Source organism: Oceanobacillus limi, from assembly GCF_900111445.1.
GTDB lineage: Bacteria > Bacillota > Bacilli > Bacillales > Amphibacillaceae > Ornithinibacillus > Ornithinibacillus limi.
In genome coordinates, this window is record NZ_FOHE01000011.1 from 70,857 (window position 1) to 92,646 (window position 21,790).

Sequence of the window (21,790 nt, forward strand, 5' to 3'; positions counted from 1 at the left end):
GGTGAAAACCATGCAGTTTGCAAAGCATACATTTATATTTTTACAAACAAATATACTACAACTTTGGAGGAAGTGGCGAACACTTCCTCTTCTTTTACTATTTCCAATTATTATTATAGGATTAATAGGTTTAATTGTTGTATCGATCGTCTCTCCATCTGAAGACAAGTCCATTTCGGTGGGACTAGTAGACCTAGATCAATCGGATGAAACAACAATGATCATTGAATTGATGGAGGAATCCAATCAATTAGGTACATTTATTCAAATGGATGAAATGAAAGAATCCGAGGCAATTTCTGCGATGCAACAAAATGAAATAAGTACATACCTTGTTTTTCCTAATGAATTCACGAAGAAGTTATATACTGGTAAATCCGTGGAAATATCCATAATTGGGAATCCTGAGCAATCATTGGAGAGCCAACTGATTAAAGAAATAGTAGATAGTGTTACGCGACATATTAGTACATCACAAGCGAATATTTTGGCGATAAATTACTATGCCAAGGAACTAGGAATGAATGAAGAAGACAGAAGTAATTTATTATTTGAACAGTTTCAAGAGTTTCTTTTTTATACTCTAGGAAAGGATAGGATTTTGAACGAAGAGGAAATAAGAAATAACGCGACATCCTCCCCCATCCTTTACTATAGCATTTCAGCTTGGTTTATTATTTTGACCATTTGGCTACTCGTGATCTATAACTTTCTATACCAAGAAGATTCCATTAAAATGCAACAACGGATGAAAATGTATGGAGTAACAGAACTTTCTAAACAAATTTCTAAAGGAATCGTCACGTTAGTATTCGTATCTATTTTAGCAGGGGCAGCTTTCCTTACTCTACACTTATTACAGGAGGAGATCCAGTTACCTTTAGAGAGTTTCTCTCGAATTGCGATATTAACGTTGCTATATAGTATAATTTACTTGGAATTACTCGTATTACTAGAAACCTTAATACGCAATTCCAAATTACGATTACTTATTCAATCGATGATTACTTTATTGATCATTCTATTGAGTGGAGCAGTGATCCCAACTATCTACTATCCTTTATATATACAGAGTAAAATAGAACATATTTTTTCCACTCAAACCTTCTATTGGTTGCAGGAAATTATTGTGAATGGAAGGCTTTATGCTGACTATCTTCCTCTATTCCTTACAATTATTATAGGATTTTTGATTATGATTGGTTGTTCATTATGGAAGGAGCGAATAAATCAATGAGAGACGTATTTCATACTCGTATTATCATGTGGAAAAAACAATGGATAAGTCTCCTGTTTTGGTTACTCTTTCCGTTACTAGCAACAATCTTAATAATTACTGTTTCTAATACCATCCAAGAGGATTCTCGAGTTCCAGTTGGTATTGTACTAGAAGAAGAAACACCGTTGGCAATGGGGCTATATGAATCCATTCAAGCTTCTTCTTTGGTACACATCAATAAAGCTACCGAAGAAGATGCACTACATTTACTAACAAAACATGAACTTGACAGTGTCTTTATCGTTCATGAGGGCTATGAAGAACAAATCCAAAATGGAAGTCGAAGCAATTTAATAACTAGCTATCAAACGGAACGATCATTTGCATACGCTCCGGTAAAGGAGATGATTATATCACTTGTTCAACAAGAGACCGGGCGATCGAAAGCAGCACAGACCGTACAAGCAATGGATGAAGAACAAAATTGGTCAAGTGAAGCAATCATAAATAAGAGTAAAGAAATACAAGCAAAAGAAAATTTACTAAATACTTCCTTTCAGTATTTGGGGGCTAACACGTTTGTTGAAGATGAAGACAAAATAAGTTGGAATCCATGGACCATCTGGGCAGTTCTATCATTTCTTAGTACTTTTTTAATCATGGACTGGGTCATTAAGGAGAAATCTACTTCTGTACTTACTCGTTTTTATTTTACAAAGGTGGGGTTTCAGAAATACGCAATACATAATTTATTTCTTTATACGATTTTAATGTTTCTATTTGATTTCATTAGTTTAATGGTCTTTTATTTTTATTTAGATTCAAAAGCAAACATTCTAGTCCTTATTTCTTATCGGGTCATGATTTCATTGTTAGCTTTTTTATTCGTATTACTATTTAGAAATGTTTATGTTTCTTATTGTGTTACATTTGCCATCACTTCCATCATTGCAATAGCAAGTGGCATGTTTCTACCATCTCAAAGCCAAATAGATTGGCTCGGAACAATTAATCCCCTGCAACAGTTTCTATCTGGTGAAATAACAGTATTATGGTTACTTATCTGTATCTCTATGGTAATCCTCTGGTATTTTAGAAAGGAGCATTCCAATGCTTAATGTTGAAACGCTTAGTAAGAGTTATCGTGATATTAATATTCTTAATCAGCTATCATTTCATGTAGAACCTGGAGAAATAATCGGCCTTGTCGGAGAGAATGGCGCTGGAAAAAGTACCCTACTTCAGATTTTGGCAACTATTGCTAAACCATCTAACGGAACAGTTACGCTGAATGATCTTTCATATGCCAAACAATATAAAGAGATAAGAAAATGGATTGGTTTTGTTCCACAGGATGTTGCTATTTGGGAAGAGCTTACCGTTGAAGAAAATATGTTGTTTTTTGAAAAGCTTTCTTGGAGTAATAGAACAAAGGATGAATTAAAGAAACTATGCATTGATATGAATTTATCAAAATGGACGGAACCTGTAAAAACGTTATCCGGTGGAATGAAACGAAAATTAAACCTTGCAATAAGCCTTATCCATCAGCCTAAGCTCCTATTGCTAGATGAACCAACAGTAGGAATTGATTTGAAATCCCGTAAGGAAATCGGTGCGTACTTGAAAAAACAAGCAAAGGAACATAAGGTCATGGTCATCTATACTTCCCATGATATGGATGAAATCCAAGACATCTGTCACCGTGTTATTTGTATTGGAAATGATCCTTTCTACCATAATATGCTACAAAAATCAGGAAAGGAAATAATTTCAATCTAGTATTTTATTTAAAATGTTGTACAATAGAATTAGGTTTAGGTGTGTGTTCTATAAATGGTCAAATGGGACTAGTATTGCACACCTTTAAGGAGCGATTTTACATGGAAATACGATACTTACAACAAATGATCCAAAGTCAAGCAATGTCAATTCTTCAGGGGAGTAAGGATGGGATATCAAGTCAATCACCAATGATAGATCTAGCATTCAAACAAATTTTGCAGGATCAATTAAATGCAGCTTCTACGACAACTAATTTAAATTCTGATAAAAGTAATTCCTTTGTGTCATCATCAGTTAACCCATTCACGATCGATTCGTTTCAGAATACATTTGTTGCATCTAACTCTAGCTTTAATGAACAAGTCTCTACTATTGCTAAAAAATATAGAATCGATGAAAAGTTAATCCATTCTGTAATAAAAGCAGAATCTAACTACAACCCCAAAGCAGTAAGCCATGCTGGGGCACAAGGACTAATGCAATTAATGCCTAGTACAGCTCGAGGTCTTGGAGTTACCAATTCATTTGATCCAGCTCAAAATATTGAAGGTGGTACTAAATATTTAAAGCAAATGCTCGATCGATATAATGGAAGTGTCGAATTAGCATTGGCAGCCTATAACGCAGGGCCAGGAAACGTGGATAAATATAATGGAATACCACCTATACAGGAAACACAAAATTACGTGAAAAAAGTAATGAAGTCCTACTTAGCATAGCAAGTGTTTTCCAATTTGAAAAAGGCGCCTTTGGTAATTATTACCGAAGCGCCTTTTTCTTATCTTAATTATGATGCGTTAGGAAATGGAATTATCGATCCTTTTTGCAACCGATTCGATTTCAACCAGTTACGCTAATACGATCTCTTTCACTTTATCTGCATCTAACTTTTTAATCGTTTCTACAATCAACTTAACCGCATTCTCAAAATCGTCACGGTGAATGATTGCAGCGTGTGTATGAATATAACGAGAAGCAACCGTGATTGATAATGATGGTACTCCATTTGCAGTTAAATGAATGGATCCAGAGTCAGTTCCCCCCGCCGCAATCGAAGCATACTGATATGGTATATCATTATCATCTGCAGTTTGAACAACAAGATCTCTTACCCCTTTATGTGAAATCATTGAGGCATCATAAATAATAATCTGAGGACCTTTACCCAATTTACTATCAGCTTCATGTTCTTTAATTCCTGGTGTATCACCAGCAATACCAACATCTACACCAAATCCAATATCAGGCTGAATTAGGTTTGCCGATGTTTTAGCACCACGTAAACCAGTCTCTTCTTGAACCGTACCGACACCATAAACAACGTTCGGATGTTTTTCACCTTTAAGCTGCTTTAGCACTTCAATTGCTATTGCACAGCCAATACGATTATCCCATGCTTTTGCTAATAGCATTTTCTCATTTTTTAAAGGAGTGAATTCAAAATAAGGAACAACAGAATCCCCTGGCTTCACACCGAATTCTTCTGCTTCTTCCTTACTAGATGCTCCAATATCAATGAACATATCTTTAATATCAACCGGTTTTTTTCGAGCTTCTGCTGGAAGAATATGTGGTGGTTTTGAACCTATTACACCAGTGACATCACCTTTTGCAGTCGTGATCGTTACTCGTTGAGCAAGCATCACTTGACTCCACCATCCACCTATTGTTTGGAAATAGACAAATCCATTATCATCAATTCGAGTAACCATAAATCCAATTTCGTCTAAATGACCGGCAACCATAATTTTAGGGCCGTTCTCATCTCCTGTTTTCTTTGCAACCAAACTTCCTAGGTTATCGGTGTAAACCTCGTCTGCGTATGGCTTTATGTAGCTTTCCATAACTTCTCTTGACTCTTTTTCATTGCCGGATATTCCTTTAGCATCTGTCAAATCTTTAAGCATTGTTAATGTTTCATCTAATTTTGCCATATCATGTTATCCTCCTTTTATCAGTACACTACTTTAGTATAACTTTTATTAGAAAAATTTAAAAACAATACAATTACTTTCCTAATAACCTTGATTCTGACGCTCGTAATTAATTTCATTCTTTCTAAAGTAGGCATTTTGTATATCTTTTTCGGAAAATCCGAGTAACTGCCCTAACTCTAAATAACTTTTAAATAATTGCTCATAACTTTCCTTACTTGGTGTTGTTTTGAACAGGACACATAATTGAAAGACCTTGTTAAATTGCTGTGTTAGCGAAATAGATGGGGCTTCATCAATCGTTGTATCAAACTGTAATTCCTTCTCAATTCCTAATGATAATATAAAGTGGATCCCATCTACATATTCTTCTAAGATGGTATCATGGCTACTACTAGGCTTCAAACTCCAAAATTTAAAGCATCTCGTTTCATTCGCTAATTCGCCTAATTCAACCAGTAACGCTAAATACTTGTCATCAAACACATTTTTTTCTTTTAAGCCGTGATTTGCTTCTATGTACGAATCTAATTTTTTTTGCATGCTAAATAATGAAGACCAATCCAATATTCTACCTCTTTCCTTTTTTTCATCATTGTATCATGTTTTTTACTAATACGTGAAACTAAGTTGCTATGTTATTCGTATGCACAGATAATAATAACTAGGGAGACGATCGATAATGATAGTTTACTTATTTCGCATCCTAATTGTACTAGCAATTGGACTCCTCATTTATACTATTGTTCAATATTTTCTAAACCCACAAAGGAAACTGCATAAGGCAAAGGAATCAAATGAATTCTATTTTTTAGATGAGCCAAATAACAGTAAGAAAAATTTACAATTTGTCTTTAAAGGTTGTCTATTTGAAGGAGAAAAATATGTTGGGACTACCGAGCAGTCTTTTGAGGTTGTTGATATACATGTTGTGGTGCATGACCCAATGGAACTAAAGGGATTAACTCGAGATGACCTGTACTTTTTAGAAAAAGAATTACTAATTCACTATCCATTTTCTAAAGTTAAATGGAAACATCCAATCAATAAGCTCATGATTTCAGATGATTCGGAATCTGACAGCACGACATAACGAAAACTTTCTGCGTGCGATGTATCGCTCCCGAAGCTTTCCTTGGGACTGCGCTTACTCGCCCCACCGAAAACCATTGTCCTACGGGAAAGCGAAGACGATAAGACCCCACAGAGAGCGAGGGCCCTACTTGAATAAACTTCTTTGCTCCCTTGCGCCGAGGAAGCCTACTGCGAAGCATTACTAGAAGACGTAGGCGCACTGTTTTTGTTGCGAGCGAGGAGGCTTATCGCGAGCCCGCGGAAAGCGTAGTGAAATTTTCGTAGCGGCGGTTTGATCTTTCAATTAATATATCAATTACTGAAAGCAAATATAACAAATCATTACGCCGCATTATATACATAATCTGCAACAAAAGGGTGAATTCACACGAAAGGAAAATCCGAACAATTGTAATCGTTCGGATACTAACTCTTGTTATATTACGTACTGACTTGGAAGAAATCTTGCCATTTTATGATAACTTCCTTTCTTCTCAAAGCATATAATAATGGCAGGAGAGCTAATAAAAAAGCGGAGATATAAATTGGAGATAACGTTGCAATCCATTGACCGATGGATGTATAAACAAAGGCTAGTGGAATATTAGAGATTAATGATGCCTTCGTATAATCTCTAAAACTTGTTGATATTTCAATCAAGCACAGGGATAATAAATGAAAATGTATAAACGGTATGAGTCGTAGGACCGTAATTTGCGAGGTGGTTAATTCACCATGCTTGCCAATAATCTTTTTCTTTAAATTTACCAATCTTTGAAAGGTTTTTGGCATCCAACGTATGATTCCATAAAAGATAACACTTGATAAGGTTATCCCTATGATGGAATAAAGTGTCCCTGCAACAGCTCCAAACATGATTCCTCCAGTTATACATATAAACACAACCGGCAGAAAAAATAATGGTCTTAATAAATGAAAACTAATAAAAAGCAAAGGAGCTAATAATCCACCCGTCTCAATAATAGCCAAAATATAAGTGCTATACCCTTCCATAATCCGCCTCCCTTGATTAGAGCTTGATCATGAACACTTCCTCTATAAAACAAGTGTATGACATTTGACGAGTGGTTATGACATATCCATTATGTATATCAACACTAATAAATGTAGTATTATTAATAAGGGCATTCCAACGACAAAGGCTTTGTGTCTCGTCTTATGGCGAAATATTCTCATACCGATGAGAGATCCTACTGCACCACCTAAAATAGCAATCCCCCACAATGTACGTTCTGGTAAACGCCATTCTTGTTTTTTTGCTTTACGCTTATCCAATCCCATAAAAAGAAAACCAACAATATTCACAACCAAAATATATGGGAAGAACATTTGCAATTCGCCCAATATTATCACTCCTATTTTTTTCGTAACCGCGACATTAATCAAACACCTCATCGGAAGCATCACTTGAAGCGAATCAAGTTACTTGGCATTCGCCAATATATTTAGGACAATGCCTTCGTTACATTTATGTAGGATAAGAAAAATTTAAACTCTCCTATTTGGTAAAAAAAGACCAAACCAGCAATCTATTGTGGTTTGGTCCTCTGTAAAAAAATAATTATTTTAAAGCAGCTTTTGCTTTTTCAGCTAATTGAGTAAATGCTTGCTCATCATTGATAGCAAGATCAGACAACATTTTACGGTTAATTTCAATTCCTGCTAATTTTAAACCGTGCATTAGTTTGTTGTATGAAAGGTCATTCATACGTGCAGCAGCATTAATACGTGCGATCCAAAGCTTACGGAATTCACGTTTTTTCTGTTTACGGTCACGGTATGCATACTGACCTGATTTCATTACTTGTTGTTTGGCTGTTTTAAATAACGTTCTCTTCGAACCATAATAACCTTTAGCTAATTTTAATACGCGTTTACGACGTCTGCGCGTAACTGTTCCACCTTTTACACGTGGCATATTAATTCCCTCCTAATACAAATCCATTGTATATCAAGTTAGTTTAATTTAGTTTGTCCTACCTAGCTCTAACACCCAGGACATTTACAACCAGGGTGCTAAAACCATCCCAGTTCCTTACTTAGGAATCATTGTCTTGATGCGCTTGAAATCTCCTGAAGATACCATCGCACTTTTACGTAATTTACGTTTTTGTTTCTGAGATTTATTTGCAAACATATGGCTTGTGTAAGCATGTGAGCGTTTCAGTTTTCCAGAACCAGTTCTCTTGAAACGTTTTTGAGAACCTTTATGGGTTTTCATTTTTGGCATGTTGATTTCCTCCTCGTAAGCGTCAATAATTATTGTTTTTCATTTATCGGAGCAAGCATCATAAACATATTACGGCCTTCCATTTTTGCTTTCGATTCAATGGTTGCAATATCTTTAACTTCTTCAGAAAATCTGTCTAAAACTTCTTTTCCTAGCTCCTTATGCGTAATTGCACGTCCGCGGAAACGAACTGTCGCTTTTACTTTGTCACCTTTTTCAAGGAATTTTCTAGCATTCTTCAATTTTGTGTTAAAATCGTGATCACCAATTCCAGGTGTAAAGCGTACTTCTTTTACATTAATAACTTTTTGATTTTTACGAGCTTCTTTTTCTTTCTTTTGTTGCTCGTAACGATATTTACCGTAATTCATGATTCGACATACTGGTGGTTTTGCATTAGGTGCAACCAAAACTAAATCTAAGTTTCTAGTTGATGCAATTTCCAATGCTTCTTGACGTGATTTAACTCCAAGCTGATCACCATTTGAGTCGATAAGACGTACCTCTTTCGCACGAATCTTTTCATTAACGTTCATATCTTTGCTAATAGCCAGCCACCTCCAAATTTTTTAAATACAGCTTCCGTTTCCATACATTTGGTCACGTTGCTTCTTGTTAAAAAATTGATCCTTCATTGACAAGCTGTTTCTATCCATAAAAAAAGTGGGCACACAAATGCACCCACACGTCTTTAATGTCAAGTTTAAAGATGTTTAACCAGTCAACTGCCATTGCGTTGAACAGGTGAGAAGCGGGTGCTTCTACTTGTCTCAGATCATTTAATTATCAACTTTTATACAATAGCATGTATTGTATAATCTGTCAACTGTTAGGAAATTACTTTCCTTAACCTTTATAACTATAACATAGATAAGATAAACTGTATAGCCCAAGCACATATTCATTATATGCAAATGTGCTCGGGACGTGTTCTACTATTTCTTCTTACGTAATACTTTCTCATCTATTTCATGTTTAATTAGTTTTTCAAAATCCTCATATGGAATTGTTTCGGAGTCTTTCTCACCATATCTTCTTACATTAACTGCATTTTCATTAATTTCATTATCCCCAACGACAAGGGCAAATGGTATTTTTTCCGTTTGTGCTTCCCGAATTTTATACCCAATCTTCTCATCTCGTTCGTCAACTTGTACGCGGACCCCTTGAAATTGTAACTGATCTGCTACTTTTTTCGCATAATCTAAATGAACCTGTGGGGATACAGGGATTACTTTTGCTTGCACTGGTGCTAACCAAGTTGGGAATGCCCCTTTATATTCTTCTAATAAGAATGCAACAAAACGTTCCATTGTAGAAACGACTCCACGGTGGATTACAACCGGGCGATGTTCCTTACCATCCTCACCAATATAGGATAATTCAAAACGCTCAGGTAAAAGGACATCAATTTGTACAGTAGATAATGTTTCATCTTTTCCTAATGCTGTTTTCACCTGTACATCTAATTTAGGGCCGTAAAACGCTGCTTCTCCTTCCGCTTCTACATAATCCAAATTCATATCTTCCATTGTTTCTTTAAGGGTTCCTTGTGTTTTTTCCCACATTTCATCGTTATCAATATATTTTTCCTTATCCTCTGGATCACGATAGGATAGACGGAAGTAGTAATCATCAATACCAAAGTCCTTGTAAACGCGTTGGATAAGCTCTACAACCCGAACAAACTCTTCTTTTAACTGATCTGGACGAGCAAAAATATGGGCATCATTAAGTGTCATAGCACGGACACGTTGTAACCCTGCTAAAGCACCAGACATCTCGTATCGGTGCATCGTTCCCAATTCAGCGATACGTACTGGTAGGTTACGATAGCTCCATAATTGATTTTTAAATACCATCATATGGTGCGGACAATTCATTGGTCGTAACACCAATTCTTCATTATCCATTTCCATTACAGGAAACATATCATCCTGATAATGATCCCAGTGTCCACTTGTTTTATATAGATCAACATTTGCTAATACAGGAGTATACACATGGTCATATCCTAAACGTTCTTCAATATCAACAATGTACCTTTCAATTTGACGGCGAATGGTTGCACCTTTTGGCAACCATAATGGAAGCCCTTGACCAACCTGTTGGTTATTTGTGAAGATATCTAATTCTTTCCCTAACTTTCGGTGGTCACGTTCTTTACGTTCTTCTAAAATTTGTAAGTATTCCTCGACCTGACCTTGTTTTTCAAAGGCAGTTCCGTATATGCGCTGTAATTGTTTGTTATTACTATCACCGCGCCAGTAAGCACCGGAAATACTTAATAATTTAAATGCTTTTAGCTTGCTTGTTGATGGAACATGAACCCCACGGCATAGGTCAAAAAACTCTCCTTGTTGATAAATCGTAACTTGTTCTTCTTCCGGTATGGCGTCGATAAGCTCTAGTTTAAGTTCATCGCCTACTTCTTGGAACATTTCCTTTGCTTTCTCTCGTGATACTTCAATTCGTTGGATTTCTAGATTTTCATCAACAATTCGTTTCATTTCTTTTTCAATTTTAGGTAGGTCTTCTGGTGTAATGGAATGCTCCATATCCAGATCATAATAAAAACCTTCCTCAATAACTGGACCGACACCAAACTGAACATCTTTATACAGACGTTTAATTGCCTGTGCCAATAAATGAGCTGTAGAATGCCTTACAATTTCGATCCCTTCTTGGTTTTTATAGGTAATAATCTCGATTTCACCACCAACTGTTAATCCACGGCGCAAATCATAAAGTTGTCCATCTAATTTAATAGCTAATGCTTGCTTTTTTAACCCAGGTGAAATAGATGCTGCTATTTCTTCACCAGTTGTTCCCTCAGGAAACGATTTCGCTGCTCCATCTGGAAAAATAATTTCAATCTCTGCCATCATAAACACTCCTTTTTAATAGTATGTATCCTAGTTATTGAATTAGAAAAATATAAAAACGCCCACCCCTTTGCCTATATGCAAAGGGACGAGCGCTTGGTCACGTGGTTCCACCCTAATTCCTGCTAAAAAACGTTGCAGCTTCATGGATCTTTAACGCAGATAATACGCTTTTACTTACTTCGGTTCAGTAAAAGAGTTCAAAGGTGGTAATCATTTGGTTGGTTGTGGGAGCTTTCAGCCAGGACCCCCTTCTCTGTGCAACACACGTAGCAAATGATCTTGTCCTTTTCATTACTTTTCCTATCATTAATATTTAAATATAAATCACATTATAGCGTGTATAAAACAGATAATCAAGCCTTCTTAATTATTTTTTAAATAATACGGAAATGGAAACTTGGAAACAGGCTCCAGCTCAACTCGTTCTTGAAAAACATTAATGACAGTCGTTGTTTTTGGCTCTGATGGATGATCCCCATATATTTTAATTTTTTTCGGTGCCATAGCTACCAATGGGGCAAGATTAAGTTCATCCTCATCCAATCCAACAATGTACATTGGCTCTTGTTGCATCAGCATTCTTAATTCCATTTTCGAAAACCGTTTCCCATTAGGCTTAAAAAAATCAAACGGATTACCCTGTAAAATATAAATGACATTAAACTTTGGTTCTTTTTTTGTAATAAAATCTCGTAACATATTCACAAATTCCTGATGGTCTTCTTCACGCTTAAATTCATCAATAGCCAAACCCACATAATGAATGATTTGATCTTTAAAAACCTTTAGCCGAAAATTAATAATGGAATCAAAATGAACGGTTGACATATCTTTTATATTTGTAAGGAATAATGAATATAAAATCTGTGTTGGATCTTCTTTACTATTACGCACCTCTAAACTATCATCATCTTCACCGGAAACGATCCAATGTGTTAGGTCTAAAATCCTCTCGATTTCATCTCGATTTGTATAATAATAACAATCTTCAATGACACCTTTAATTAAATGTGAGAGGCGATGTGACATGTAAACATCCACCATCGATTTAGCAACAGCTTCCAACGCAACCTGATCCGGATCTTGCTCGTCTATTTGTAAATGATTCCCCCATTCTTCATGAGTTTTCCAATGTAACTCAATTTTCTTGTTATAACGAAATAATTGCTCACAAAAGCTAATTACTTCTTTATTCGAACTAAAATAAACATCCAGCAAATGACATCACCCTCATCCAAAACCAAACTGTTACATTATATGGACAAGGAAACAAAAAAATGAATAATCCAGGAAAACTAGTAACTCTGGATATTTGTCCTGATTGAGATAGTTTAACCATAGCTTACCTCAGGCCTAGCTACAAAGGTGAAATCTAAATTTCATCCATAGCAAATAACCCCAATTCTAGTAGTGCAAGTTGTCCTAATTTCTAACGAATGCCCTTATAAGTGATCATAATGCCAATGTAAAAATGAGCTCCGCTGTTGACTGTATCATGATTCCGAAATTCTTCTAAAAAAATAAAATAGCTAACAAAATGTTAGCTATCACGTCGATTATTCGCAAATATAGGTACTTCTCTACTTACTTGCTTAATTCGTTCCATTATTCTACCAGCTTTCACCTTATCAATATCACCTCGGTTGGTTTTAGCGAGGTGGCTCTCTAGTTGATCCATACTATAGTTAGATGTAAAGAAGACTGGTAAACGCTCCATCATTCGATATTGCAATATCGAACCAAGTACTTCATCTCGGAACCAAGCAGATTGTGTTTCCGCTCCAATATCATCAATCATTAGCACATCTGCTTTTTTGAAGAAATCAATTTTCTGGTTAATGGAATCATCCTTCAATGAAGACTTGATTTCCCGTACAAACTCTGGCATGTATATCAGCATGGAAGAAATGTTATATTCCTTTAATTTATTTGCAAGAGCTCCTAAAAAATATGTTTTCCCTACTCCAAACGGACCATAGAAGTAAATCCCTTTTTGAGGTAAGCCACTATCTATTTGCTCGAGAAATTCATAAATTTCTAAAATAGCATCTGTTCGCTGCGGATCAGTACGATCGATTTCATCAATGGTAGCACGTAATATATCTTTGGGAACATACAAACTTTGAAACAATTTATGTTGTTCCTGTTGCTTTTCAGCAATTACTTTATTATGACATTTTTCATAGGATAAATGGATTTCATTATTTTCTACATGTAATACTGGCGAATAGCCCTGTAGCATATTTCTACATGATTCAATCGACGTACAATTAGCACATTGCTTTGATTGGGTTTTATATTCGTATAATTTAATCAATTTTTTATCAATTTCATGCTGCGGTATATTTGGATGCAATTCTATAAATTCCTTAATTTCAGGATCTGTTAAAACCTCTTCTTTTATCTTTTTATAATTTTCTCGAAAATTTTTGTTCTCTTCCATCCATTTTTTTAAGGAAGATTGTACTGGTTTCATAAAAATCATCCTTGAATATTATTATTTTTTCTACTAGAGAATTTCTGTTGAATGGCATCTATTCTTGCCTGCTTTTGAGCGTCATCTGCCGTCTCTACCCGTGCTGTATTAGTTCCTTTCTTATTCTTCCGATCCTTAAACCAATCAGGAATAACCTCTGTAGATTGTTGCTTCTTGTAATAATTCGTGTTCTGCTTCTGCGTTGTTCCTTGACGATATCGATCCTTTTCTCGCTTCGCAAAGGCCATCGCCTCTTTTGCTGATTTCAAGTTTGCTCTCGACCAGTGACTCGCTATTTTTTCTAAATAAGCTTTTGAGAGTTTCATATTAGACTGCAGTAATACATAGTGAATTAACACATTCATAACTGGTGACGGTAACCCTTGCGTAGTCATTACCTCACGTATCACTTTTAAATCTTGGTCAGATGCGTGACTCCCGCTCGATAAATCCTCCAATAATTGTTTTGGTGACATGGTTTCAAGCTCTTTAATTAATTGCTCTTCTTTTGTTAAAGGTTTACTTACTTGTTGATTGTCAACTTTCTGGACACTTTTTTCAACTAATTGAACCTTTGCCTGACCTTGTTTTGATTTAAACGTATCATGACAAGCGTTGATAAATTCATCTATATTTAACGTATTTTCATCCGTTAGGGCCCATAATAATGATTTCTCAATTTCATGCATCGCTAAGTCATACAATACCATCATCTGATTCATAACTCGTTTATTATTTTTAGTTAATACATTTTTCACAGGGATCATACGCTGCTTCAGCATTTGCTCCATCCAAGTAAAGTCCACTTCCTCTATATTTGGTCCTTGAGGACTTGTGTCAGATGATACAGGTTCCTTATTGCCCGCAATTGGAGTTAGCGTATCAAATACATCATGGAACGAAACGGTGATATCGCTCCCCTCCTCCACTTTCTCTGTATTTCCGTAGTAAGCTTTAAGAGTATGAAATTTATGATCACCTATATGATGAAATAATAGTTGTGGGAGCATACCGTCTTTAAAAAATTCACTTGGAGCAAAAGGACTTTTTAATACATACGTAAATAAAGTTTGTTCCTGTATATCTGATTTGATGGTTTTTAATAAACCTATACCCTCTAGTTTTAGACGAGATTCATAGATTTCATCTAACGGAATGTTTAAATAGTTCATTAAGGTGTGGTGTGTTTGCTTTGTTGCAGTCGTTTGCAATTCGATTTCATGTAAGAGGGTTTGGTAGAGCATAACAGCTTTCACACCTATTAATGGTTGATATAGATGGGTTAAAGACTGTGTATAATCAATTGGCAGGGCATTCCCTTGAAAGGTGACATGATAACCATCGATTGGTAGTATCTTTCCTATAAAGTTCATTTGGTATCCTACCCCTTTGTCATTTCATTCATTAAAACACGAGGAAAGGCCTAATTATAATGGCATGTGCCTTCGCTACTCTCTAATAAGAAAACTAGGCTTATCACCAAGCCTTTATGGCGATAAGCCTTTGTTTAACTCAATTAGTGGAGGTATCAGTTCTTAAAACAGAGCTGTATACCAGGTCATTTTGTTTCTTTGTTTTCGATATTGATTAATTCTTTTAGCTCTTCTAAAAATACACTGATATCCTTAAACTGTCGGTAAACAGAAGCAAAACGAACATAAGCAACTTCATCAATTTTTGACAGTCTGGCCATTACCATTTCACCAATTTCATTACTGTCAATTTCTGAAGCTCCTGTATTCCGTAATTCTTTTTCTACGTCTAAAGCTAACGATTCAATTGTTTCCATCGATACTGGACGTTTTTCACATGCCTTGATTAATCCACGGATGAGCTTTTCTCGACTGTATTCTTGTCTTGCTCCATCTTTTTTAACAACAATCAACGGAATCTCTTCAATTCGCTCGAAAGTTGTAAAGCGGAAGCCGCATCGTTCACACTCACGTCGACGTCGAATGGATCTTCCTTCTTCAATTGGTCTAGAATCTAGTACCTTTGTACTTTTATTTTGGCAATTTGAACATCTCATCTAACCTAGGCTCCAATCATTTTACTTCTTGTCGATTAAAGGCAAGTCTTTGTTTATTTGCTCATATAATCGTTGAATTAATTTTGTACTATAACCAAAATCAATCGGTAATAATGATTCCGTTGTTACAGAAAAATCAATTGCTGTCTGGTAGGGACGTACCATGATCACCGTGACAACGATAAATGCCTTCTTCCCTTTTTTGACATGAAGACTTATTTCACCGTGATCTTGCGAGATGGAATTAATCTCATAATTTGGAGCATTTTTATAAATATTCTCTAAAGCAGCCATTGCTTTATCTTTTGTTGTTTTATAATATTTGGTTTGCAGCGTAGAATCCCAATGGTTTTCACTTGTTTCTGCATGATTATTTAAATACTTTGATACTGTATGACGAAAAGCCATCTGTGTCAACTCCAATTAATTATTTTCCGATATATTATTCTACCTATAGTTTAACATGTTTTCGACAATTCCCCTAGTAGAATTTATTAGAAAACCAGGTAATAGCTGCGTACTTAGACATTGTTATCAAACCTGACTAGCGTAATAAGTAAGCTAGCAAAATTCAACTATAATTAAAACAGTCCAAACAACCTACAGTCGACGTAAGCAAGTTTAAAACCACTGAAATAACAAGCAAACTTAACCTCAAAGTATGAATTCTCTACAAAAGAAAAAATCCGAACGAACTCAAGTTCACTCTTTGCAGAATGAAACTTGGAATCACCGCTCGGACTTCTTAAAACAACAGTTTTCTTATTCTATTTATCTAGGAAAAACTTGCATGCTTTTGATAGATTGTTTCACCAACATACTTTGTTAAATCAACTACACGCTTCGAGTAACCCCATTCATTATCATACCAAGCGAGCACTTTTATTTTATGCTCATCCATTACCATTGTAGATAACCCGTCAATAATAGCAGAATGCTCTGTAGTCGTATAATCAATAGATACAAGTGGATCCTCACTGTACCTTAAAATTCCATGCATTTCATTCTGTTCAGCTACCCGAAATGCATGATTAACTTCATCTACCGTTACTGAATCCTCTACATCGACAACTAAATCGACCAAAGAAACATTTGGTGTTGGAACACGTAAAGCCATGCCGTGTAACTTTCCTTTTAAATGTGGCAACACTTCCGATAAGGCCTTTGCTGCTCCAGTTGATGTCGGAATGATTGACTGGGTGCAGCCTCGAGCCCGACGTAAATCTTTATGGGGATTATCTAGATTTTTTTGATCATTTGTAAATGAATGTACGGTTGTCATTAAACCATTTATAATGGTAAAACGATCATCAAGCACCTTAACTACCGGTGCTAGGCAGTTCGTCGTACAGGAAGCATTTGAAATCACTACATCATTTGCTTGATATGTTTTATGATTAACTCCCATAACAATTGTTCGATCAATATCTTTACCAGGTGCTGTTATGACAACCTTTTTCGCTCCAGCTTGTAGATGCAATCCTGCACTTTCCTTTGTTTTAAATTTCCCCGTTGCTTCAATGACAATGTCAATATCATTTTCTTTCCAAGGCAAACTTTCCGGCTCTCTAGAGTTAACAAGGAAGATCTCCTTTCCATCGACTTCTAATGTTTTTTGAAGCGCTTCCACTTTTCCGTTATAAATGCCATGAACACTATCATATTTAATTAAATGTGCAAGAGTTTCTGGAGGATAACTTGCATTAATTGCAACAACCTCTAATTGATCATCTTGAATCGCTTGACGAAACACCATTCGTCCAATGCGGCCAAACCCATTAATTGCAATTCGAGTTTTCTCCATTTCTAGTCCTCCTATATATGTTATACTTTATATATGTTTTCCATAATTAGTATAACATATTTTAAGTAAAAAGTGATGTTATTTCGAAATAAAACTTTCTCATACTAAACTTCTGATCATCCCACAAAATATAACCAAGATGAAAAAAAGCTTACGGCATAAAAACACCGTAAGCTTCGATCTTATCTTATAAAACTTGCCAGTCATGTAGAATTTGTTTCAGTTGTTGGTTCGTTTCATTTATTGTTCCATTATTATTAATTACAGCATCAGCCAATTTAGCTTTTTCTTTAACCGGGATTTGTGATTGTATTCGTTGGTCGGCCTCTTCCTCTGTATAACCATCGCGCTCCATTAATCGTTGTAATTGGACATCTTCATCAACAAAAACTACTAGCGTTTTATCGACAAAATGTGTTAATTTGCTTTCAAATAACAAAGGAATATCAAGTACGATACATTTTTCTCCTGCCTCTACATAAGTATCTCGTTTCTCAAGCATACGCTCCCGAACAGCAGGATGTACAATTCCATTTAATTGGTTACGTTTGGTTTCATCTTTAAAAATAATAGCCCCCAGCTTTTTGCGATCGATTATTTTACTCTTTGTCAAGATGCCCTCACCAAAGACATCGATAATCTCTTGATAAGCCTTTTCCCCACGATTCACGACTTCTCTAGAAATTTTATCAGCATCCACTACCGGAATGTTCAGATCATGAAACATGTGGGAAACCGTACTTTTACCACTTGCAATACTTCCAGTAAGTCCAATTATTAATGCCATGCATCTCTCTCCTAATTTTTTTGACAGTTGAGGCAAACATGCGTTCCTCGTCCACCCACCTTCATTTTGATGACTTGACTCCCACAATTCTTACATGGTTTATTTTCCTGACCATATACAAAAAGCTCTTGTTGAAACATCCCCATATCACCTTGGCCATTTACATAGGAACGAATTGTTGTACCACCTTGTGTAACAGCTTCCTCTAAAGTCAAGATTGCCTGCTCACGAATCGCCTTCACTTCTTTTTTTGTTAATTTATTTGCCTTCTTAAGGGGATGAACTCCAGCTTTAAATAAAGTTTCATCCACATAAATATTTCCAAGACCTGCTACAACCGTTTGATCTAAAAGCACCGATTTAATAACGCGATTTGTCTTTTTCAACTTCTCATAAAAGTAATCGAACGTAAAACCGTCATCAAACGGGTCCGGTCCTAATTGATTTAAGGGCTTTTCTTTAAACTCTTCTCCTTTAGGAATTGCGTGTAACGTGCCAAATTTTCGTACATCGTTATAACGCAAATCCTCCCCATTCGTAAAATGGAAAATAACATGAGTATGCTTAGGAATTGCTTCTTCCTTTGCCACGACACTATATTTCCCTTCCATACGCAAGTGAGAAATCAATATGTGATCATCTAAAGCAAACATTAGAAATTTTCCTTTTCGGCGAATATCATGAATGGTTTGACCGATAAGTAAATGTTTAAATTCCTCTACGTCATCGGGTTCTTTTATGATATTTCCCCAATTAACCGTTATATTAGCAATCTTTTTTCCAAGAACAAATCGTTTAAGTGTGTTTTTAATCGTTTCTACTTCTGGTAATTCTGGCATTCTATTCTATCTCCTTATTTAGCATCAAACCAGCTTGTTCCATATGCATAGTCCACTTTTAATGGAACCTTTAAGTCTACAGTATTTTCCATCATTTCAGGCACGACTTCTTGTAAAGCTGAAAGTTCCTCTTTTGGAGCTTCTATAATTAATTCATCATGTACTTGTAGAAGGATACGTGCTTGAAGCTTCTCTTCTAGAAGCTTTTCATGTAAATCTAACATCGCTTTCTTAATGATATCTGCAGCGGTTCCTTGGATTGGCGTGTTCATTGCCGTTCTTTCGGCGAAACTACGTACATTAAAATTACGACTTGTGATATCTGGTAAATACCTCCGACGGTTCATCAAGGTGGTTACAAATCCCTTGTGCTTGGCTTCTTGAACAATATCATCCATATATTGTTTTACCCCAGGATAACTTTCGAAATAGCGGTCAATAAATTGCTTGGCTTCTTTTCGACTGATACCGAGGTTTTGGGAAAGACCGTAATCACTTATTCCATAAACAATACCGAAATTAACCGCTTTGGCTTGTCTACGCATATTATCCGTTACTTGCTCTCGTTCAACATGAAAAACATCCATGGCTGTTTGCGTGTGGATATCAATATCGTTTTGAAAAGCTGTGATTAGTTTTTCATCATTTGCAATATGAGCAAGAACACGTAATTCAATTTGCGAATAATCAGCAGCGAACATTAGCCAATCCTCTTTAACCGGAACAAAAGCTTGGCGTATTTTACGTCCTTCCTCCAGTCTTATTGGTATATTTTGTAAATTTGGATCGATAGAGCTTAGTCGACCTGTTTGTGTAAGTGCCTGGTTAAAACGGGTATGAATCTTACTTGTTTTTTTATCTACTACTTTTAATAGCCCTTCAATGTAAGTAGATTGTAATTTACCTAATTGTCGATACAACAGAATCTTTGGTATGATTTCATGTTCGTGTTCTAGTTTTTCAAGAACGTCAGCAGCGGTAGAGTATCCGGTTTTCGTTTTCTTAATCACCGGTAATTTTAATTTCTCAAAAAGGATTGGCCCCAATTGTTTCGGTGAATTTAAATTGAACGCTTCACCAGCAATTTCATATATGTCTTTTTCTAATTCATCTAGTCGTTCTTTGAGTTCAATCCGCATTTTTTCTAATCGGTCTGTATTAACCAACACTCCGGTATGCTCCATCTCACCCAAAATGATCGCCAATGGCATTTCCAATTCTTTTAATAAGGAAGCTTGTTCATTATTCTCTAATTGATTTTCCATTTCATCCTGCAATTCAAATAACAAGGCCGTTTTCCGCACAACATGCTCGGCAAAAATGGATTGTTCAGGGACTTTCATTTTCGCACCTTTACCATACACCTCTTCATCAACTAATACCCCTCTTTTCCCCATTCGATGACCAATTGCTGGAATATCATGATTGTTTTCAGAAGGATTTAACAAATAAGATGCAAGTAGCATATCAAACGTAATACCTTGTAAGTGAATGTCATGCTTTAATAATGAAACCAAGGTTTTCTTTGCATCAAAAACTAGTTTTTTGTTAGTAGCATCTTCAGCCCACTTTTTAAATACTTCCGAGTTCGTAGCAACTTCTGTTGGGATAAAGTAAGATGTATGCTGATTAACAAGACCAATCCCCTCTATGGGTGATTTATGGTAGTTGTCAGAAAGCATTTCGATTACGAGAGCTTCATTTCCAGTAAACATATCAGGTGTTATCTCGTCTGCGATTTGATAGTCAATGTCCTCTAACTCTTCTTGATGCTCTTGTGTAGAATCTTCAGCACCAATACGTTCAAGTAATGATTGAAAGCCCAAATCTTTAAAAATGGAGCTAACATCCTGTACTTCATATCCAGAATAGGGTAGGTCTTCTAAGGTGATGTCTATAGGAGAATTACGATTAATCGTTGCCAATTCTTTACTCATGAATGCATCATTTTTATGTGTAATCAGCTTCTCTTTTAACTTTTTACCACTTACTTCATCTACATGTTCATATACTTCTTCTAAGGTCTTATGCTGCTTCAATAGTTTCGTAGCCGTTTTTTCTCCAACACCCGGTACCCCAGGAATATTATCCGAACTATCCCCCATTAATGCCTTTAAATCAATAATTTGTTCTGGAGAGATCTCCATTTTTTCCATCATATAAGAAGGGGTATATGCTTCCACATCGCTGATTCCTTTTTTCGTTACATTCACCGTTACTGAATCAGAAACAAGCTGTAATAAATCTTTATCTCCCGAGATAACAGACACATCCCACTGCGCTTCATTAGCCTGCTTGGAGAGTGTTCCAATAATATCATCTGCTTCATACTGATCAAGTTGATAATGTTTGACATTAAACTTATCTAATAATTCTTTTACTAATGGAAATTGCTCCGATAATTCGGGTGGTGTTTTCTGACGCCCACCTTTATATTCTTTGTATGTATTATGCCGAAACGTCGTTTTTCCCGCATCAAATGCTACAAGCATATGGGTTGGCTTCTGTTCTTCTAAGATACGTAACAACATCGTTGTAAATCCATAAACGGCATTTGTATAAACCCCTTTATCATTATTTAATAAAGGTAAAGCAAAAAATGCACGGTAAATAATACTATTACCATCAATTAATACTAGTTTATTGGACATTAAATTTCTTCCTCCATTCTCGAACCTCTGTTTCATTTATTTTATCATTTACT

22 protein-coding genes and 2 other annotated features are annotated in these 21,790 nt (G+C 35.8%); of the genes, 5 read left to right on the forward strand and 17 right to left on the reverse strand.

From position 1 onward, the window contains the following. The first annotated feature begins 10 nt into the window (after positions 1-10). The 4 genes from BMX40_RS12580 (at position 11) to BMX40_RS12595 (ending at position 3,723) form a co-directional block, all read left to right on the forward strand. Entirely contained in the window at positions 11-1,237 is a 1,227-nt protein-coding gene (locus tag BMX40_RS12580; protein WP_090870428.1) for an ABC transporter permease, read from the forward strand. Beyond that, positions 1,234-2,337 carry an ABC transporter permease gene (locus BMX40_RS12585; RefSeq protein ID WP_170840783.1) on the forward strand — a complete coding sequence of 368 codons (1,104 nt, stop codon included), beginning with the start codon at positions 1,234-1,236 and terminating at the stop codon, positions 2,335-2,337. The genes BMX40_RS12580 and BMX40_RS12585 overlap by 4 nt, the downstream gene beginning before the upstream one ends. After that, a complete protein-coding gene (locus tag BMX40_RS12590; RefSeq protein ID WP_090870432.1) occupies positions 2,330-3,001 on the forward strand; it encodes an ABC transporter ATP-binding protein in 672 nt (223 codons plus the stop codon). The genes BMX40_RS12585 and BMX40_RS12590 overlap by 8 nt, the downstream gene beginning before the upstream one ends. 101 nt (positions 3,002-3,102) lie before the next feature. Next, the gene (locus BMX40_RS12595; protein WP_090870434.1) at positions 3,103-3,723 is read left to right on the forward strand and encodes a lytic transglycosylase domain-containing protein; all 621 of its coding nucleotides are present in this window, start codon (positions 3,103-3,105) and stop codon (positions 3,721-3,723) included. A gap of 129 nt (positions 3,724-3,852) precedes the next feature. Here BMX40_RS12595 and BMX40_RS12600 read toward each other — a convergent pair whose 3' ends face one another. Both BMX40_RS12600 and BMX40_RS12605 read right to left on the reverse strand, forming a co-directional pair. Further along, entirely contained in the window at positions 3,853-4,938 is a 1,086-nt protein-coding gene (locus BMX40_RS12600) for a M42 family metallopeptidase (protein ID WP_090870436.1), read from the reverse strand. Between the two features lie 81 nt (positions 4,939-5,019). Further along, positions 5,020-5,505: a dUTP diphosphatase gene (locus BMX40_RS12605; RefSeq protein WP_090870438.1), complete on the reverse strand. Its 486-nt coding sequence runs from the start codon at positions 5,503-5,505 to the stop codon at positions 5,020-5,022. Between the two features lie 115 nt (positions 5,506-5,620). Between BMX40_RS12605 and BMX40_RS12610 the strand changes: the two genes are divergently transcribed. Beyond that, positions 5,621-6,031, forward strand: a complete 411-nt coding sequence (locus BMX40_RS12610; RefSeq protein WP_090870440.1) for a sigma-w pathway protein ysdB — start codon at positions 5,621-5,623, stop codon at positions 6,029-6,031. Positions 6,032-6,453: 422 nt separating this feature from the next. Here BMX40_RS12610 and BMX40_RS12615 read toward each other — a convergent pair whose 3' ends face one another. The 15 genes from BMX40_RS12615 to polA form a co-directional block, all read right to left on the reverse strand. Then, on the reverse strand, positions 6,454-7,026 hold the full coding sequence (locus BMX40_RS12615) for a TVP38/TMEM64 family protein (RefSeq protein ID WP_090870442.1): 573 nt from the start codon (positions 7,024-7,026) through the stop codon (positions 6,454-6,456). 75 nt (positions 7,027-7,101) lie between these two features. Continuing rightward, the gene (locus BMX40_RS12620; RefSeq protein WP_244513526.1) at positions 7,102-7,377 is read right to left on the reverse strand and encodes a DUF1294 domain-containing protein; all 276 of its coding nucleotides are present in this window, start codon (positions 7,375-7,377) and stop codon (positions 7,102-7,104) included. A 217-nt stretch (positions 7,378-7,594) separates the two neighbouring features. Beyond that, on the reverse strand, positions 7,595-7,951 hold the full coding sequence (gene rplT / locus BMX40_RS12625) for a 50S ribosomal protein L20 (protein ID WP_090870444.1): 357 nt from the start codon (positions 7,949-7,951) through the stop codon (positions 7,595-7,597). A gap of 117 nt (positions 7,952-8,068) precedes the next feature. Next, positions 8,069-8,263, reverse strand: coding sequence for a 50S ribosomal protein L35 (gene rpmI, locus BMX40_RS12630; protein WP_090870446.1), 195 nt, complete (start codon positions 8,261-8,263; stop codon positions 8,069-8,071). A gap of 29 nt (positions 8,264-8,292) precedes the next feature. Beyond that, positions 8,293-8,799, reverse strand: a complete 507-nt coding sequence (infC, locus tag BMX40_RS12635; RefSeq protein ID WP_139177939.1) for a translation initiation factor IF-3 — start codon at positions 8,797-8,799, stop codon at positions 8,293-8,295. A gap of 113 nt (positions 8,800-8,912) precedes the next feature. Beyond that, positions 8,913-9,036: a sequence feature (ribosomal protein L20 leader region), on the reverse strand. Positions 9,037-9,198: 162 nt separating this feature from the next. Then, positions 9,199-11,148, reverse strand: a complete 1,950-nt coding sequence (gene thrS / locus BMX40_RS12640) for a threonine--tRNA ligase (RefSeq protein WP_090870450.1) — start codon at positions 11,146-11,148, stop codon at positions 9,199-9,201. Between the two features lie 81 nt (positions 11,149-11,229). Beyond that, positions 11,230-11,452: a binding site (T-box leader), on the reverse strand. Positions 11,453-11,514: 62 nt separating this feature from the next. After that, the gene (ytxC, locus tag BMX40_RS12645) at positions 11,515-12,369 is read right to left on the reverse strand and encodes a putative sporulation protein YtxC (RefSeq protein WP_090870452.1); all 855 of its coding nucleotides are present in this window, start codon (positions 12,367-12,369) and stop codon (positions 11,515-11,517) included. Between the two features lie 322 nt (positions 12,370-12,691). Further along, positions 12,692-13,627 carry a primosomal protein DnaI gene (gene dnaI / locus BMX40_RS12650; protein ID WP_090870454.1) on the reverse strand — a complete coding sequence of 312 codons (936 nt, stop codon included), beginning with the start codon at positions 13,625-13,627 and terminating at the stop codon, positions 12,692-12,694. 5 nt (positions 13,628-13,632) lie between these two features. Beyond that, positions 13,633-15,000 (reverse strand): replication initiation and membrane attachment family protein, encoded by a 1,368-nt coding sequence (locus BMX40_RS12655; RefSeq protein WP_090870456.1) that lies wholly within the window; start codon positions 14,998-15,000, stop codon positions 13,633-13,635. A 185-nt stretch (positions 15,001-15,185) separates the two neighbouring features. Then, positions 15,186-15,656, reverse strand: coding sequence for a transcriptional regulator NrdR (gene nrdR, locus BMX40_RS12660; RefSeq protein WP_090870458.1), 471 nt, complete (start codon positions 15,654-15,656; stop codon positions 15,186-15,188). Positions 15,657-15,677: 21 nt separating this feature from the next. Further along, entirely contained in the window at positions 15,678-16,064 is a 387-nt protein-coding gene (locus BMX40_RS12665) for a cytosolic protein (protein ID WP_090870460.1), read from the reverse strand. Between the two features lie 367 nt (positions 16,065-16,431). Then, a complete protein-coding gene (locus tag BMX40_RS12670) occupies positions 16,432-17,460 on the reverse strand; it encodes a glyceraldehyde-3-phosphate dehydrogenase (RefSeq protein WP_090870462.1) in 1,029 nt (342 codons plus the stop codon). A gap of 187 nt (positions 17,461-17,647) precedes the next feature. Then, positions 17,648-18,247 (reverse strand): dephospho-CoA kinase, encoded by a 600-nt coding sequence (gene coaE, locus BMX40_RS12675; protein ID WP_090870464.1) that lies wholly within the window; start codon positions 18,245-18,247, stop codon positions 17,648-17,650. A gap of 11 nt (positions 18,248-18,258) precedes the next feature. Next, positions 18,259-19,086, reverse strand: a complete 828-nt coding sequence (gene mutM / locus BMX40_RS12680) for a DNA-formamidopyrimidine glycosylase (RefSeq protein ID WP_090870466.1) — start codon at positions 19,084-19,086, stop codon at positions 18,259-18,261. Positions 19,087-19,100: 14 nt separating this feature from the next. Then, the gene (gene polA, locus BMX40_RS12685) at positions 19,101-21,737 is read right to left on the reverse strand and encodes a DNA polymerase I (RefSeq protein ID WP_090870468.1); all 2,637 of its coding nucleotides are present in this window, start codon (positions 21,735-21,737) and stop codon (positions 19,101-19,103) included. Positions 21,738-21,790 lie beyond the last annotated feature (53 nt).